At 58.7% G+C, this 15,298-nt stretch carries 13 protein-coding genes, 4 tRNA genes and 1 pseudogene; 8 read left to right on the plus strand and 10 right to left on the minus strand.

Going from position 1 to position 15,298, the window contains the following annotated elements; all coding sequences use genetic code 11:
* Positions 1-143 precede the first annotated feature (143 nt).
* The 8 genes and pseudogenes from MOQ67_RS10625 to MOQ67_RS10660 form a co-directional block, all read left to right on the plus strand.
* A tRNA-Val gene (locus tag MOQ67_RS10625) sits at positions 144-219 on the plus strand.
* 19 nt (positions 220-238) lie between these two features.
* Positions 239-315 (plus strand) — tRNA-Asp (locus tag MOQ67_RS10630).
* Positions 316-541: 226 nt separating this feature from the next.
* On the plus strand, positions 542-1,471 hold the full coding sequence (gene pcaQ, locus MOQ67_RS10635) for a pca operon transcription factor PcaQ (protein WP_017846845.1): 930 nt from the start codon (positions 542-544) through the stop codon (positions 1,469-1,471).
* Positions 1,472-1,600: 129 nt separating this feature from the next.
* Positions 1,601-2,320 carry a protocatechuate 3,4-dioxygenase subunit beta gene (pcaH, locus tag MOQ67_RS10640; protein WP_046491097.1) on the plus strand — a complete coding sequence of 240 codons (720 nt, stop codon included), beginning with the start codon at positions 1,601-1,603 and terminating at the stop codon, positions 2,318-2,320.
* A gap of 12 nt (positions 2,321-2,332) precedes the next feature.
* The gene (pcaG, locus tag MOQ67_RS10645; RefSeq protein WP_448675924.1) at positions 2,333-2,935 is read left to right on the plus strand and encodes a protocatechuate 3,4-dioxygenase subunit alpha; all 603 of its coding nucleotides are present in this window, start codon (positions 2,333-2,335) and stop codon (positions 2,933-2,935) included.
* A gap of 243 nt (positions 2,936-3,178) precedes the next feature.
* Positions 3,179-3,254, plus strand: a tRNA-Val gene (locus tag MOQ67_RS10650).
* A 19-nt stretch (positions 3,255-3,273) separates the two neighbouring features.
* Positions 3,274-3,350: transfer RNA gene (locus MOQ67_RS10655), tRNA-Asp, on the plus strand.
* A gap of 233 nt (positions 3,351-3,583) precedes the next feature.
* Positions 3,584-3,835, plus strand: a pseudogene (locus tag MOQ67_RS10660) (Arm DNA-binding domain-containing protein); the annotation flags it as partial.
* A 309-nt stretch (positions 3,836-4,144) separates the two neighbouring features.
* Here the strand turns inward: MOQ67_RS10660 and MOQ67_RS10665 are convergent.
* From MOQ67_RS10665 to MOQ67_RS10710, 10 genes are all read right to left on the minus strand, one after another.
* Positions 4,145-4,621, minus strand: a complete 477-nt coding sequence (locus MOQ67_RS10665; RefSeq protein WP_017846849.1) for a MarR family winged helix-turn-helix transcriptional regulator — start codon at positions 4,619-4,621, stop codon at positions 4,145-4,147.
* A 283-nt stretch (positions 4,622-4,904) separates the two neighbouring features.
* Entirely contained in the window at positions 4,905-5,039 is a 135-nt protein-coding gene (locus MOQ67_RS10670; RefSeq protein ID WP_017846850.1) for a hypothetical protein, read from the minus strand.
* 374 nt (positions 5,040-5,413) lie between these two features.
* Positions 5,414-6,364: a transcriptional regulator FeaR gene (feaR, locus tag MOQ67_RS10675; RefSeq protein ID WP_448675925.1), complete on the minus strand. Its 951-nt coding sequence runs from the start codon at positions 6,362-6,364 to the stop codon at positions 5,414-5,416.
* A gap of 167 nt (positions 6,365-6,531) precedes the next feature.
* Positions 6,532-8,019 carry an aldehyde dehydrogenase family protein gene (locus MOQ67_RS10680; protein ID WP_017846852.1) on the minus strand — a complete coding sequence of 496 codons (1,488 nt, stop codon included), beginning with the start codon at positions 8,017-8,019 and terminating at the stop codon, positions 6,532-6,534.
* Positions 8,020-8,042: 23 nt separating this feature from the next.
* On the minus strand, positions 8,043-8,936 hold the full coding sequence (locus MOQ67_RS10685; RefSeq protein WP_017846853.1) for a SphA family protein: 894 nt from the start codon (positions 8,934-8,936) through the stop codon (positions 8,043-8,045).
* A gap of 75 nt (positions 8,937-9,011) precedes the next feature.
* Positions 9,012-10,709, minus strand: a complete 1,698-nt coding sequence (locus MOQ67_RS10690; protein WP_198718634.1) for a GMC family oxidoreductase — start codon at positions 10,707-10,709, stop codon at positions 9,012-9,014.
* Between the two features lie 138 nt (positions 10,710-10,847).
* Positions 10,848-12,407 (minus strand): methyl-accepting chemotaxis protein, encoded by a 1,560-nt coding sequence (locus MOQ67_RS10695; RefSeq protein WP_079443216.1) that lies wholly within the window; start codon positions 12,405-12,407, stop codon positions 10,848-10,850.
* A gap of 17 nt (positions 12,408-12,424) precedes the next feature.
* Positions 12,425-13,192: a class II aldolase/adducin family protein gene (locus MOQ67_RS10700; RefSeq protein WP_017846856.1), complete on the minus strand. Its 768-nt coding sequence runs from the start codon at positions 13,190-13,192 to the stop codon at positions 12,425-12,427.
* Between the two features lie 52 nt (positions 13,193-13,244).
* Positions 13,245-14,243: a TauD/TfdA family dioxygenase gene (locus MOQ67_RS10705; protein ID WP_198718635.1), complete on the minus strand. Its 999-nt coding sequence runs from the start codon at positions 14,241-14,243 to the stop codon at positions 13,245-13,247.
* Positions 14,240-15,295, minus strand: coding sequence for a ketopantoate reductase family protein (locus tag MOQ67_RS10710; RefSeq protein ID WP_079443218.1), 1,056 nt, complete (start codon positions 15,293-15,295; stop codon positions 14,240-14,242). Before MOQ67_RS10710 ends, MOQ67_RS10705 begins: the two co-directional genes overlap by 4 nt.
* Positions 15,296-15,298: the final 3 nt, after the last annotated feature.

Raw genomic sequence — 15,298 nt, forward strand, 5'->3', positions numbered from 1 at the left:
TTATACAAAGGGGGGCATTATTGTCTTGATAGCGGCTGAGGCCAACCCTGCCTAAGCCATTGGAAGGGCTGAAAAAAAAGATTTAAGAAAGTGCTTGCCAGACCTTGGGTCGCTCCGTAGAATGCGCGCCACACCGAAACGAAGGGTGATTAGCTCAGCTGGGAGAGCATCTGCCTTACAAGCAGAGGGTCGGCGGTTCGATCCCGTCATCACCCACCATTCGCTTCAAGTGTTACGCGCAGCGGTAGTTCAGTCGGTTAGAATACCGGCCTGTCACGCCGGGGGTCGCGGGTTCGAGTCCCGTCCGCTGCGCCATATTCGGTAACCTGGAACGCTGAACGCCAGGTCACCACAGAAAGCCCGCTCATCGAGCGGGCTTTTTTGTGCCCGGGATTCGGCGCCCTGGCGACGCCGCCCAACCTGCGTTCGCTGTGTGGTGAGATCGATCGGCGGTACACTTTCGCGGGCAATCTTCCGAACCAGCTTACTTCTCGCGCTTTTTCACGCGCGGCAGGGGACACCTCGAAGGCGGCAACATACGGTGAATATCGATACCCGCATCAAATTCCGCCATCTGGTGTGCTTTCTCGAAGTGGCGCGCCAGGGCAGCCTGGCGCGCGCCTCGGAAAAATTGGCGATCAGCCAGCCGGCGCTGTCCAAGACCCTCAAAGAACTCGAAACCCTGCTGACCGCCACTTTATTCGTGCGCAGCAAAAGTGGCGCGGCGTTGACTGAAGCCGGAGTGGCTTTTTTGCGTTATGCCGGGCCGAGCGTACAAGCGCTGCGAGAAGGGGTGAACAGCCTGCGTGCCGGCGAGCACGAACCCTTCACCGCCAGGCTCGGCGTGCTGTCCACCGTGGAAAGTTTGCTGGTGCCCGAGGTCGTCTGTCGTTTGCATGCCCGACATCCCGCGTTGGTCGTGAGCGTGGTGACCGGGCCGAGTGCGTACCTGTTGTCGCAATTGCGTGTAGGGGAGTTGGACCTGGTGGTCGGACGCATGACCGATAGCCCGCAGATCCTGGGGCTGATGTTCGAGCATCTGTACAGCGAATCCATGACCCTGGTGGTGCGTAACGGCCATCCGCTATTGGCTGACCCGCAGGCGCATGAACATATCGAAAATTATCCGCTGGTGTTGCCGCTGGCGGGGACGACGATCCGCAAATACGCCGACAGCCTGTTTGTGCAGCACGGCATCAGCCCGCCGCGCCAGCGTCTGGAAACCCTGTCGTTGATCTTGAGTCGGCGTTATGTGCAGGGCAGTCAGGCGATCTGGGTCGCGCCTTTTGATGCGGTCAGGCAGGACCTGAATCGAGGTGATCTGTTTGAGTTGGAGCTGGGTATTCGTGAACCCGGTGGTTCTGTGGGGCTGTGCAGCAATCCCGCGCTGACGATGTCCATGGCGGCTCAATGGTGCGTGGAGGTGTTGCGCGAGGTGGGCGAGGAATATCGCGAAGGCTGCTATCCATAACCATTTGGATATGGATAGGGTCGGTTTTTTCAGTGTTGGAGGGCGCCTGATCAGGCGAGACTGGGGCGGTGATTGCCGGTTACCCAGCGTTCACCCCTGATTTTCATCCATAACAAAAAGGAAACCGACATGTCTGATGCGGACAACAGCCGTTTCGTCATTCGTGATCGTAATTGGCACCCCAAAGCCCTGACGCCTGACTACAAAACCTCGATCCTGCGTTCCCCGCGTCAAGCCCTGGTGAGTATTCCCCTATCCCGCTCGGAAACCAGCGGCCCGGACTTTTCCCACTTGAAGATGGGGCCGCACGATAACGATCTGCTGCTGAACTTCAACCACGGAGGCTTGCCCATCGGTGAGCGCATCATCGTCGCCGGTCGGGTCTGTGACCAGTATGGCAAGCCGATTCCCCATACCCTGGTGGAGATGTGGCAAGCCAATGCCGGTGGTCGCTATCGACACAAGAAAGACAGCTATCTGGCCCCCATCGACCCTAACTTCGGCGGCGTCGGCCGTGCCTTGACCGACCGCGACGGCAACTACAGTTTCCGCACGGTCAAGCCCGGCCCGTATCCGTGGCGCAATGGTCCCAACGACTGGCGTCCGGCGCATATTCACTTCTCCATCAGTGGCCCGTCGATTGCCACGCGATTGATCACCCAGCTGTATTTCGAAGGTGACCCGCTCATCCCGATGTGCCCGATCGTCAAGTCGATCGCCAATCCGGATGCGGTGCAGAGCCTGATCGCAAGGCTTGATATGAGCATGGCCAATCCCATGGATTGCCTGGCTTATCGCTTTGATATCGTTCTGCGCGGTCAGCGCAAGACCCACTTCGAAAACCGTTGAGGAGGCACGTCCATGCCCGTTGAACTTCTGCCTGAAACCCCGTCGCAAACCGCCGGTCCTTACGTGCATATCGGCCTGGCGCTGGAGGCGGCAGGCAACCCGCCCCGCGAGCAGGAAATCTGGAGCGAAATGGCCAAGCCTGGTGCGCCGGGGGAGCACATCCTGTTGCTGGGCCATGTCTATGACGGCAACGGTCACCTGATCCGCGATGCGTTCCTGGAATGTTGGCAGGCTGACCACGAAGGCGTTTACGACAGCGACTACAACCTGGAAAAGCCCTTCAACGGTTTTGGCCGCACGGCGACCACGGATACTGGCGAGTGGCAGATCCATACCGTCAAGCCGGGCGCCGTGAAGAACGCTGCGGGTGTGCCGATGGCGCCGCACGTCAATGTTTCGCTGTTCGCACGGGGCATCAATATTCACTTGCAGACCCGGGTGTACTTCGACGATGAAGCCCAGGCCAATGCGGTCGATCCGGTGCTGAATCTGATCGAGCAGCCTCAACGTCGGGAGACGCTGGTCGCCACGCGTTGCACGGTTGATGGCAAGTTGGCTTATCGTTTCGATATCCGCATACAGGGCGAAGAAGAAACGGTGTTCTTCGACTTCTGACGGAGGTGGGGCACGGCAAGCCCGCTCATTGAGCGGGCTTTTTGCGGTCTGGGCTTTGGAAAGCCCAGTGCGGGGTGACCTGATAATGGGCCATCGGGTAAACGCAATAGCGCCGCGTTTGGCCCAGAAGAAGCCCGTTTTTACCGGGGCGCGCCGCTCATTGAAAAATATTTAAAATAAATTGCATTTAAATCAACACATTGCGGATTTTTCGTATATGATGCGGCCCACACCGAAAGTGAAGGGTGATTAGCTCAGCTGGGAGAGCATCTGCCTTACAAGCAGAGGGTCGGCGGTTCGATCCCGTCATCACCCACCATTCGCTTCAAGTGTTACGCGCAGCGGTAGTTCAGTCGGTTAGAATACCGGCCTGTCACGCCGGGGGTCGCGGGTTCGAGTCCCGTCCGCTGCGCCATATTTGCTTCCACTAAGGCCCACTGAACGCCTGGAAGCCACGGAAATAGCGGCCTTGTGCCGCTTTTTTCGTTTTCTGAATTCCACTGGAATCCATCTCCAGCCACGGTTTTTAAGTACACATTTAAGTACGCCGCTGGCACAGCCTTTTACGATTTCTTGCGCATCAATTTTCGTATTGGTCCGTCTACCGCTGGGTTGTATTCCCCTCCTTGATGCAGAAGGAGGTGTCTGATGGCTCTGACAGATACAGCGCTCAAGAAAGCCAAGCCCGCCAGCAAGCCTTATACGTTAACTGATGGGAATGGCTTATCTCTGCAAGTGCCCACGACGAGTTCGAAGCGCTGGCATTTCCGTTTCTATTGGCATGACAAGCAATTGCGTATTTCCCTTGGCATCTATCCCGACGTCAGTCTCAAGGAGGCTCGCCAGCGGAGAGAGGCTGCACGTGCGCTGGTGGCCAACAATATCGATCCCCGCTCACATCGTCGCGCCGAGCACCAAAAAGCCTCTCACGCCGCCAACAACACGTTTGAAGCGGTTGCTGGTCGCTGGCATGAGTTCCGAAGTAAAAAACTGACGAAAAGTAAGAAGGGTACTGGTGGTGATCGTGAGGCTTCAGTCGAGTTTTGCGCGCCGGACTCGCTCGCAGGGTGCTGAACCAGACCTTGAGCTCGCATCAGCACTTCGCAGGTCTGGTTATTGAACGAGCGGGGCGCTGGAGGACTAATAAGAATCTAGTATTTTGTTTGAGTTGACGGTAGCGAGCAGGGTGCGGCGAGTTCTCGAAGCCGGTCAGTGTTCCGGCAGGTTGGCGAAGATGTTCGCCAAGACTTGGTTAAGTTTGCGCAGTTGAGCTTCGGTTAGACCCTGGAAGCTTTTTTGGAATAACTCGTCGGTGAGTTCGTGCATGTCAAAAAACGCCTGGCGACCTGCCGCGGTCAGGCTGACTTGAGTTACGCGGCCGTCCTGGGTGCTCTGGCTGGTTTCCACCAGACCATCATCCTTCATTCGGTAGACGATTTTGGTGATGGTCGAAAGCTTGGCCACGGCGTGTTCGGATATCTCCGAAATGCTGGAGTCGTCGTTCTCGAAGAGAATGTTCAGCACTCGCCAACGCGGGATATCCAGGTCGATCCGCTTGAGCAGCTTTTCCATGGCCATGGCGTAGCGCCCGTACACGCGTGCCAGCCAGTAAAAAGGAAACTCTTCCTTGTGAAAGTCTTCGCTGGCAGGGTTGTAGCGGTTACGGCGTTTCTTGGGAATGGACATCAAAGGAACTGCTTTGTGAAAGTCGACGGACAATCATAGACATTTCTACTAAATTTGGCATCCGCCGCTATGCCGGCGGAGGGCGCTCAATGGTGCTGCAGGTGTGTGGATCTGTCCGAACAGATGGTCAGCTGTTGTTTTCCAATGCCGGATCGAAGCGTGTCGTAAGCCATGTGGCATCGGGCAGACGAAAGAATTCCTGCGTGCGCTGCGCTTTCTAGGCATCGATATTCTGGCCGGCACGCAGCACTGCTTCGGAGCCAGGGAGGCCGGTTTCCACCAGCTAGATGCCCTTGGCTGGATTCTGCCCGTGATACTTCAGCACCATGGCGATCTGGCCATAGGAGTCATAGGCGTTGATGCCGACGGTCTTGCTCTTGAGGTCTGTAATGCTCTTGATAGGCGAATCCTCCTGCATGGCTCAGTACAGCGAGAATGGCCCCGGTGCCTCGGCCACGTGCTGGGCACTGGCTAAGCCGGCAGTTCGCTGGACAATGTGCCCTGATCAAGCGAAGACGGGGCCTGAGGTGAACAGTCGCGTGCGCCAGCGAGCATCGACTGCACCGTTGACGCGGTGCCTTGGAATTGCATCCATTCGATACGGTAGGGCTTACCCGGTTCGGGGAAGGCATCTGCGCGTCCCATCAAGCAGTACTTCATTTCTTCCACGCTAAAAAGGAAGCCTGAGCGGATGTTGGTGTTCACCAGGACGCAGGCTGCCCCGCACGCCGCTAATTACCGGAGGTAAAGCGAACAAACAGCCCATGGCCCCGGTGGCGATGATGGCAATATTCAAGGGTGTCCTTGGTTATTGTGCGCGCTGGTTGCGCCTTGGACGTTTGCGCGGTAATCCTTGGGCGGCATGCTGTAGTGGCGCTTGAATACCCGGGAAAAGTGCGCGGAGTCGGTAAAGCCCCACTTGTAGGCGATGGTGGTGATGGGTAGGGCATTGTCACCGGTCTGTGCCAAATCTCGGGCGGCGCAGTGCAGGCGTTGGCGCTGGATGTAGCGTCCGATGCTGTCACCATCGAGTTCAAACTGGCGGTAGAGCTGGCGTACCGAGATGTTCAGCATCGCGGCCAGTTCGGCTGGTGTCGGGGGCGCCAGCAGCGTTTTGTTGATCATTCGCTCAGCGAGTCGTCGTAGGGGGCGGCCGGTGTTCGGTACATCATCGGGATGTAAAGAGGGCTGCAGCAAGTTGATCAGGGCGTCCTGCAATGCCGCGCCATGAGATTGGCCGGCGCCCAGATTCATTTCCCCGTCACTGATCTGCTGCAACATGCCGTGGAGCAGACGTCCGCTCAGGCCGCTCTGTTCGATTTTGCCGAAGCGCCAGGCGTGTGTCGGCAGGAGCCGATCCACGGCGTCACGGCAGAGGTGGATCGACAGTTGCGCGATCAACCCATTCGGTTGCATTTCAAAGGACTCGGCTGAGTCCAGCAGGGCCATGTCGCCAGGGTGCAAGGTGAATGTTTGCGCACTACGGTTGATCGCCATGCTGCCTTCACGCTGCAGGACTAAAAAATAGAAGCGATCATCACCACGGCTTGCGCTGCCGCGTTCGCGGCGGATCGACAAGGCGTTAACCTGGATATCCGCCAGATTCAGATCACCCAATTGATGGTGCTGGATATTGCCAATGAAATTGTCCGCATGAGTGCAGCGTTGCGTGACAAAACGGCCACACACGGCATGTACTGCCTGATTCCAGTGGTCGAAATCGTGGCGGTTTTGCACACTCACAAGGCACCTCGAAGGGATTTCTAATAGTTTTGGTGCGCAATTGGATCGATTTTGCACATATGACTAATTACGGGAAAATTCAAGCATTCCTCGTGCCAGAAACGAGTTGAGTATTGTGAGTTTTCGAACAGGGAGGGCAGGGCCGGTAAACCGGCCCGAGAGGCGATTCAGTAGCGGATCATCACTGACTTGAGTTCGGTGTAATCGTCAATAAACGCGCTGCCGAATTCGCGGCCCGTGCCCGAGGCTTTAATGCCGCCGAAGGGCACCGAAGGGTCGAGGAAGGTGTGCATGTTGATGTATACCGTGCCGGCCTCAATCTGGGGGATCAGGCGCAGTGCCCTGGACAGGTCGTTGGTCCAGATGCTTGCGGTGAGGCCGAACGGCGAGTCGTTCATCAGGCCGGGAAGTTCTTCGACGTCGTCATAAGGCAGCACGCACATTAACGGGCCGAACGTTTCTTCGTGCAGGATGCGATCCTTGGCGTTACCCGCGAGTACCAGGGTCGGCTCAACGAAGTAGCCGGGACGGGCAATCGCATTACCACCGCAGACGATGCGGCTTTCCTGGCGTGCCAGCTCGAAGAATTGCACCATCTTGTCGAACTGCGGCTTATTGGCCAGGGGCCCGAACTGGACACTCTCATCAAGAGGCGAGCCAATGCTCATGCCTTTTAGTGCCGCGCTGAATTTCTCCAGGGTCTCATCCAGGCGTGAACGCGGTACGTAGAGCCGTTCTGGTGCCGCACACACCTGACCCTGATGCACATAACCGGTTTGGATCAGCCCACCGATGGCAGCATCGAGGTCGACGTCAGGCAGCAGCGCCGCAGCATTTTTGCCGCCCAGTTCCAGGGTCACTCGGGTGAGGTTGGCGGCCATTGCGGCCTGGCCGACCTTGAGTCCGGTCGGCACCGAACCGGTGAACGAAACCTTGGCTACCTGCGGGTGGTTGACCAGTTGTGCACCGACTTCGCCGGTGCCGTTGACGATGTTCAACACTCCCGCTGGCACACCCGCGTCCATTGCCAGTTCGGCCAGGCGCAGCAAAGTCAGTGGGGTGAATTCACTGGGTTTGAGCACCAGCGTACAGCCGGTGACCAGAGCGGCAGCGATTTTCCATACACCGATCATTACCGAGAAATTCCACGGCACGATACCGGCCACCACGCCCACTGGCTCACGACGGGTGAAGGCGGTGTACTGTTCGCCGGCCATCGACGGGAAGGAGGGGGACATCGTTTCGCCGTTGATCTTGGTCGCCCAGCCGGCGTAGTAGCGTAGGAAAACCGCGCTTTGGCCGACTTCAAACATCCGGGATAGGTGGATAGATTTGCCTGAGCAGAGGGTTTCCAACTGGGCCAGTTCTTCGCTGTTGGCTTCGAGCAGATCGGCCAGTCGATTGAGTATTACGCCACGCTGATAGGGCAAGGTCTTGGCCCAACTGCCTTTAAAAGCGCAGTGTGCTGCACTGACGGCCGCTTCGATGTCAGCTGCATCAGCGGCGGTTACCTGGGCGATGGCTTCGCCATTGGCCGGATTGATGATCGAGATACGCTTGTCGGAGGCGCTAGAGCGGTAAGCACCATCGACGAAATGGGCGTGCTGGCGTTGTAGGAACGCCTGCACTTGGGGAAGCAATTGAATGTCGCTCATGGGGTGACTCCTGGCAGATAAAATCAAAGAGGGATGGCAATGTTGAGCCAGAACTTATCGCCTTCCGGACGGTTCAATACGTCGAACTCATGTTGGTAGCGGCCCTGGATGTTCAAGCCCGAGGCAGTTGTGTAGGAGAGTTGCGGGCCCAGTGCAGTGGCGCGGCCTTTGAAGTCTCCGAATACCGCACCGTCACCGCTGTCGCCGGTGAGCTGTTTGTAGGTGTAGCCACCGATACCCACACCCCAGTTGCCGAAGTGCTTGGCAGCGACGAAGTCGGCGTGGAGTTCATTGCCTGAGCGGTATTGGGTGTCGTTGTTCTCGTAGTTGTGGTCAAACATGGTCTTCATCGAGAACTCATAACCCTGCGGGTTGCGGTAGGTGAAGGCGAACAGCGGCTCGACGGTGGCGTAGTTACGCCCGATGTTGGCCAGTTCTTTCTTGTCGTAGCGGCCGGTGGGTAGGTACAGGTCGACGGCTGCAATCCAGTGCCAGTTTCCGGCGTGCCAGCCGACCGCCAGTGGACTGACGATGAGGTCGCCCATGCCGGCGCGATCCTGGCGGCCGCCCGCCCCCATATTGACGTCCACATCGGCTGCAACCAGGAAGGCGTGCATCGCCCAGTTGCCACCGAGGATCTTCTTATCAGTGACATGGATGGCGCGCAGAATGGTAGCGGCGGTACTGACTTTGAAGTGGTCGAACGCCGGGTTCGTATTGGCAAACTTGTCGGCGGTGTAATAGGTGTTGTAGCTGATCAGGTAGTTGCCAGGCGGAGGCAGGGCGCCGGTCATGAAACCTTCGCTGCCATTGGCGTAGGCGCCGCCACCACCCTCGGTGGCGTGGGCATTCTGGGCAAGGACAAGTGCGGAAAGTGCAATAGCGCTGATCAGATGACGCTGCGGGAAGAAGTGCATGGTGTGATCCTCGATCCGGTTTCAGGGCGTAGGAAAGCTCTGGCGCGATATGCGCGCCAGGTCGGGAAAGGTCGATTAGGAGCGGTTGGAGCCGGCGAGTGACTGAGGTGTGCCAATCACCGCATCGAGATTCAGCGTTTGCTCATGTGGTGCGCTCAGCGTCAGCGGTGCCTTGCCGAGAATGAAATCGGCGCCGCGTTCGCCAAGCATGATCGCCGGCGCGTTGGTGTTGCCGCTGGCTATCTGCGGGCATACGGAGAGGTCGATCACTCGCAGGTTCGGCACGCCATGTACGCGCATCTGCAGGTCGACCACCGAGCTGCCCGGATCAATGCCCAGGCAACAGGTACCGCCAGGGTGGTAGACGGTCTTGATCGCCTGGCGTATGAAGGTCTCGATGCCGGCAGTGTCCTGCCAGTCGATATTCTCGGGCGCGACGATCTTCTTGATCAGGCTTTTCAACGCGGGTTGTTGCATCAGCTTGAGGCCGGCTTGCACGGCACGTATCTGCCCTTGCAGGTCGTCTTTGTCCCCCAGATAGTTGGGGTCGATGAGCAGCATGTCGGCCGGGTCAGTGCTGCGCAGGCGCACGTCGCCACGAGCCTTGGGGCGCAGGTGACCAACCTTGACCGTGAGGCCATGCTCGGCGGCGGGAGGGGCTTCGCCGGGAGTGTTGTCGAAGTTGTCCATTACCGGCAGGAACATGAACTGGATGTCTGGCCGACCGACGCCCTGGCTGTCGACGAAACCGCCGCCTTCGAGGATATTGCTGGTCAGCAGGCCGCTACGGAACGCCAGCCACTGGATCATGTGCTTGATGCCGCGCAGGCCCTTGTCTTCGCCGAGGATGCTGTTCTGTTTGTGGGTGGTGGCGTTGAGCGACAGGTGAAGGTGGTCATGAAAGTTCTTGCCAACCGGTAGGTTGACCAAGGTCTCGATGCCGAGACCCGCGAGGTGTTCCTTCGGCCCGATGCCGGAGAGCATGAGAATCTTCGGACTGCCGAAGGCGCCGGCGCTGAGAATTACTTCCTTGCGGGCGTGGGCGATTATCGGCGCTCCATCCTTCTCGCTGAACTTCACTCCGGTAGCGCGGGCGTTCTCGACGATCACCTTGTGCGCCAGGGCGTCAGTGATCACGGTCAGCTTGGTGTTGTCGCGTACCGATTTCAGATAGGTACGCGCGGTGCTGGCACGGGCACCATTGTGCGTGGTGGTCTGGTAGAAGCCGACACCTTCCTGGGATGCGCCATTGAAATCGTTGACGTAGGGCAGGCCCATCTCTTGGCCCGCGCGCACGAAGGCCATGGTCATTGGGTGGCGATAGCGGTTCTCGCTGACCGGCAATGGGCCTTGCTGTCCGTGGAATTCACCGCTGAGGCTCTCGTTGGCTTCGGCTTTCTTGAAGTAGGGCAGCACATCGCGATAACCCCAGCCCGGGCAGTTCCAATCTTTTACCCAGTCGTCGTAATCCTCGTGTTGGCCACGGATGTAGATCATCCCGTTGACCGAGCTACCGCCGCCGAGCACCTTGCCCTGGGCAATGATCATTTCGCGGTCGTTGCAGTGTTTCTGCGGCACGGTCATGTACGGCCAGGACTTCTGCTGGAAAACCTGTACCACGGTGGCGGGCATGGTATGGAAGGGGCTGCTGTCCTTGCCTCCGGCCTCAAGCAGTAGCACGCTGCCGGCATTCTGCTGGATCAGCCGGGCTGCAACCACGCAGCCTGCCGAGCCGGCGCCTATCACGATGTAATCGTATTCCTGAGTGGACATGGGGGGGCCTCGCTAATGTCCCGAAGGGATTTTTATGAGGCTCTATTCAAGCCTTTACCAGCGACAGGAAATTGATCCTGGTGGCCAGGTTGTTGTACGTGCTTGCCAGGTTTTACCGATCATCCGGTTGTACGAATCTCAGCCCTTGATGAAACGCTGCGCAAGACTCAGTTGCGATTCGGCCAATTGGTGCAGGGTCTGGCTGATCTCGGTGGTGCGTCCTGCCTGCTGACTGGTGCGCTCTGTGAGGCCGGCAATCTCGGTGATCTGCTGGTTGATCTGCTCGGCGACCTGGCCCTGCTGCTCAATGGCCGCTGCCATCTGCTGGTTCATGCTGCTGATCTGGCCGACTTCCTCGCAGATACGCACCAGTGCCTGGCGGGTTTGCTGCACATCGGCACTGGCGCGCAGCGCGGCCTGCTCGCCACGTTTCGCGGTGGTCAGCGCGTTGCCGCTTCCGCTACGCAGGCTTTCGATAGAGCGCTGGATTTCATGAGTCGAGTCACGTGTGCGTGAGGCGAGGCTGCGTACTTCGTCGGCAACCACGGCGAAGCCCCGGCCGGATTCGCCGGCGCGGGCGGCTTCGATAGCGGCATTGAGGGCCAGCAGATTGGTTTGTTCGGCGATGCTCTGGATCACGCTGGCGATGCCGCCGATCGACTCGATAGCATCGGCCAGGTTGCCGACGGCGCTGCCGATCTCTTCCACCGAAGAGCGCATGGTCTGAGTGGAGTTCTGGCTGTCGTCCGACAGGCGTTCACCGTCGTAGGCCAACTGGTTGGCGTTCTGCGCGGCCTGGGCGGTGCTCTGCAGGTTGCGTGAAAGCTCCTGGATGGTGGCGCTCATCTGGTTGATGGCCGCGGCGGTCTGTTCGGTCTCGCGTACCTGCCTGTTCAGTTGTTCGGCGGTGTTCTCCACCACTTCGGCTGAAGTATGTGCCTGCTGGCGCAGAACCTCGCTGTTGATGCTGATGCGTGACATCACCGTAGTCATCCGCGCGCGCTGGCTGTTCAGGGCCATCGCTAGCAGGGCGCTGCTGTCGGCGTGGCCGCTATGCAGCGGCGCCAGTAGCGGCTCGCTGTATATTTCCCGGTACTGGCCAAGGATTTTGCGGGTCAGTCGGCGCTGGCGCAGGGCTGGTTGCAGCCCGGCCAGCAGCAGCGCGAAGAGGGCCAGCAAACCTGTGGCCAAGGGCAGTTGCGCGGTGATGATTGCGCCCAGAGCGAGCAGGCCAAGACTCAGTTGAAGGCCATGACTGGCGAGCAACGCAGTGGAACGCTGGCCTGGCGCCCACGGCGATTGACCACGGTCGAGGCGGGCATAGAGCGTACTGGCTGCGAGTATTTCTTCACGGCTGATCGGCTGGTAGACGGTGCCGAGCGCCGAGAGTTCTCCGCCATCGAACAGCGGCACGACATAGAGCGTGTGCCAGTAATGCCCGCCCTGCCTGTGACGCCCCATCACGGGGCCAGTCCAAGGTACGCCGGCACGCAGCGCACGCCACATGCTGTCGATGACCACTGCGGGCATGCGCGGGTCATTGATCTGCTCGTGGGGTTTGCCGATCAGTTCGTCTTCGCGCAGGCCGCACATTCGCAGGTAGGCCGCATTGCAACTGAGCAGCACGCCTTTTGGATCGAGGCGCGATATCGGCGGTTCATCGAAGTGCGGGAGGTTGGGGTGGATGGCAGCATTCATTGCACGACTCCTCGCGGTTACCAGGGCAGCACGCGCTCGGCGCGCATCTTGCGCACCATGGCGTCGTAGAACTTGGTGGCGAAGCCACTCTCGCGGATCAGCATGGCGGTGAGGTCCGCGCACCTCTCGGCAATACCGGCTTCGAGCGGGTTGTCTTCGCCGCCCAGGGCGCCGGCGGCACACTGGTTCTCGGCCGCGCGTTGCACCGTCCAGAGCAGGAAGAAGGCTTTCTCGATGCTGCTTTCGCCCACTGCGATACCGTGGTTGCGCAGCACCAGGATGTGCTTGTCGCCCAGGCTTTCGATCATCCGGGTCTTCTCGTCTTCAAACAGCGTGATGCCTTCAAAGGTGTGGTAACCGATGCGGCCGTAAAGTTGCGCGCCGTAGAAGTCGTCATGGGTGAAGCCGCGCTTTTTCTGCACCACGGCGGAGATCGGCGTGGTGTGGGTGTGTAGGAGGCACTGGATATCGTCGCGCGCGCCATGCACGGCACTGTGCAGAGCGAAGCCTGCGGGGTTGCCGTCGTAGGGTGACTCGTCGAGCTTATTACCGTGCAGGTCGACCTTGAGCAGGTTGGCTGGAGTGACTTCGCTGTAGTTCAGGCCGAACGGGTTGACCAGGTAATGGTGGGCCGGGCCAGACAGGCGTGCGGAAATGTGATTGAAGATGGTCTCGGTCCAGCCGAAGTAATCGACCAGGTGGTAGCAGTGGGCGAGCTTGATGCGCAGCGCCCATTCTTCGTCGCTACAGGTTTCGGGCTTGAGGGTTTGGATCATTGCGGTCATGGTGGTTTCTCTAGGGCGGTAGGACGCACCTGTCAGGCACGATGGCGTTATGTCAGGCGCAAGGAGCCAGGCGCAGGTTGTCATGGAACCCGTTTCGGCCGGGAAACTCCGGTGCGAGTACGCGTGCATTGGGCATCTTCAGCCACAGGCGCAGTAGGCGGCGTTTGAGGTCTGGATCGTCGTGATCCTCAAAGTTGCTACGCGAATGCATCACGGCGTAATTGTTGGCGAACTGCATGTCGCCGGGTTCCAGCATCATGTCCAGACGGATCGCTGGGTCATGAATGATGGCGTCGATCAAATCCAACGCCTGGACTTCTACCTGGCAGAGCTTGACGTTGCTCTGTTCGTGGCCGAGTTCGATATAGGCACGAAGGTAACGACAGCTGAGCTTATCCTCGTGGTAGCTGAAAATCGGAGAGGGGACCGGTAGGTCATTACCCAAGTGTGCGAAATATAGTGGGCGATAGAGCAACGCCAGATAGTGGGGGTTCCTCTCCAGGATCTCGTTGTAGACGGTCGCAGCGCTGACCAGGCTGCTGAGTCCGCCTTGCTTGGCCTTGCGTATGGACAGGAGTCCAACTACATCGGACAGATCTGTGTGGTAGGGCAAGTAGGCGTTAGTTTCGTAGACACGAGTAGTTTTCTCTTTGGAGTTGCCTATGGCGGTCACCACGCCCAGCAGGTCGGCGCGTGGATTCTGAGTCACAGGAGTCCCCATGTGCAGGCCCAGGCCGTAATAGATGATTGCCATTTCCTCTTCGCCGTAGAGCTCGGCTGGCAGGCCACGAAGGAGAAGAAAACCGCGGCCATTCTCCAATTCGTTCGCAAGGTTTTGGATCTCCTTATCCAGCTCTGGTATCAAGAAATCCTCACGTATGAAGTTCGGAGCCTTTAGGCCACGATCTCTAACCTGCACCATGGCGCGATCAAGCACAGCGAGCGTGTCAGGGGATAGGTGATATATCCAGGCTTGCTCAGGGTCTTTCACCAAATCTTCGCCACGCCAGGCGCAGGGTGAATCGATTTTTTGGGTAAGCAGGGAGGTCATGGTTTTTTCCTTTCCTGTGATGGGGTAGATGTGGGCGCGATGACCGAAACGATGTCAGTGCTGCTGCGTGAAGGGTGCCGAGTTAAAAAGCGCGCTAGCGAAAGAATGTCGCGAGTGGTGGGTACGCCGAGGCCGTGGTGCTCTGCAAGTTCGACTACCGCGTCACCGATAGCGGCGAGTTCCAGAGCGCGCCCATGCTGATAGTCCTGCAGCATCGAAGTTTTGACTGCGCCCATGCCTGCACCAAGTTTCATGAATGTTGGTGGGTCGAAATCAATGCGTGCGCCATAAGCTGCGGCAGTGAGTAGCCCTTCATGAAGTATTTTCCCCACCAGAGGGGTTAACTCGGGCTCGCTATAGAGCTCTTCGAGTGTTGCCCCAGTGATTACCGACAGGGGGTTGGAGGTCAGATTGGCGAGGATTTTGGTCCACAGCGAGTCTCGGATACGATCACTTGCTCTGGCTTCTATACCCGCGTCTTCGATCAGTTGACGGATCGTTTCGAGTCGTTGGCTCTTGCGGTTATTTGGCTCGCCAAGAATCATCAGGTGCGGATTGTGTGAGCGTGCCTGTCCTGGGCTTATCGTTTCTGCAGTTATGAATACTACGCACCCGAGGATATGTGCCGGATCGAGAGATGCCAGCAGGGTTCCGTCTGGATCAACCGCCTGTATAGGTTGACCAGCCATATTTCCGGACTCGCCGTGGAAGTACCACCATGGCACGCCGTTCACGACCGGAACCACGGTTGTATGTGGGCCGATCAACGGTGCCAGATGGGGGACCAGCGTGGGTAAAGATTGTGCCTTGACGCACAGGAAAACCACGTCCTGCTCGCCGAGCAGGACACAGTCGTCGCTGGCGTTTACCGGGGCGTTATGTTCGCCATCCAGGTCGGTCAGGCGTACGCCGTTTTCGTTTAGCGCGGTGAGTGTGTTGCCACGGGCGAACATATTCACTGGTTGACCTGTGGCCGCCAGGCGCGCCGCCAGGGTGCAGCCAATGGCACCGGCGCCAACAATGCACAGGCGTGAAGGGATCGAGCGAGCCATGGG

The sequence above is a fragment of the Pseudomonas sp. LY-1 genome, from assembly GCF_053502595.1.

What these genes read in the sequence shown, in the direction of transcription:
- MOQ67_RS10710 (WP_079443218.1), bottom strand. Translation starts at nt 15,295, where the DNA reads ATGGCTCGCTCGATCCCTTCACGCCTGTGCATTGTTGGCGCCGGTGCC.
- MOQ67_RS10670 (WP_017846850.1), bottom strand. Translation starts at nt 5,039, where the DNA reads ATGCAGGAGGATTCGCCTATCAAGAGCATTACAGACCTCAAGAGCAAG.
- MOQ67_RS10690 (WP_198718634.1), bottom strand. Translation starts at nt 10,709, where the DNA reads ATGTCCACTCAGGAATACGATTACATCGTGATAGGCGCCGGCTCGGCA.
- pcaH (WP_046491097.1), top strand. Translation starts at nt 1,601, where the DNA reads ATGTCTGATGCGGACAACAGCCGTTTCGTCATTCGTGATCGTAATTGG.
- MOQ67_RS10695 (WP_079443216.1), bottom strand. Translation starts at nt 12,407, where the DNA reads ATGAATGCTGCCATCCACCCCAACCTCCCGCACTTCGATGAACCGCCG.
- pcaG (WP_448675924.1), top strand. Translation starts at nt 2,333, where the DNA reads ATGCCCGTTGAACTTCTGCCTGAAACCCCGTCGCAAACCGCCGGTCCT.
- MOQ67_RS10680 (WP_017846852.1), bottom strand. Translation starts at nt 8,019, where the DNA reads ATGAGCGACATTCAATTGCTTCCCCAAGTGCAGGCGTTCCTACAACGC.
- MOQ67_RS10700 (WP_017846856.1), bottom strand. Translation starts at nt 13,192, where the DNA reads ATGACCGCAATGATCCAAACCCTCAAGCCCGAAACCTGTAGCGACGAA.
- MOQ67_RS10705 (WP_198718635.1), bottom strand. Translation starts at nt 14,243, where the DNA reads ATGACCTCCCTGCTTACCCAAAAAATCGATTCACCCTGCGCCTGGCGT.
- MOQ67_RS10685 (WP_017846853.1), bottom strand. Translation starts at nt 8,936, where the DNA reads ATGCACTTCTTCCCGCAGCGTCATCTGATCAGCGCTATTGCACTTTCC.
- MOQ67_RS10665 (WP_017846849.1), bottom strand. Translation starts at nt 4,621, where the DNA reads ATGTCCATTCCCAAGAAACGCCGTAACCGCTACAACCCTGCCAGCGAA.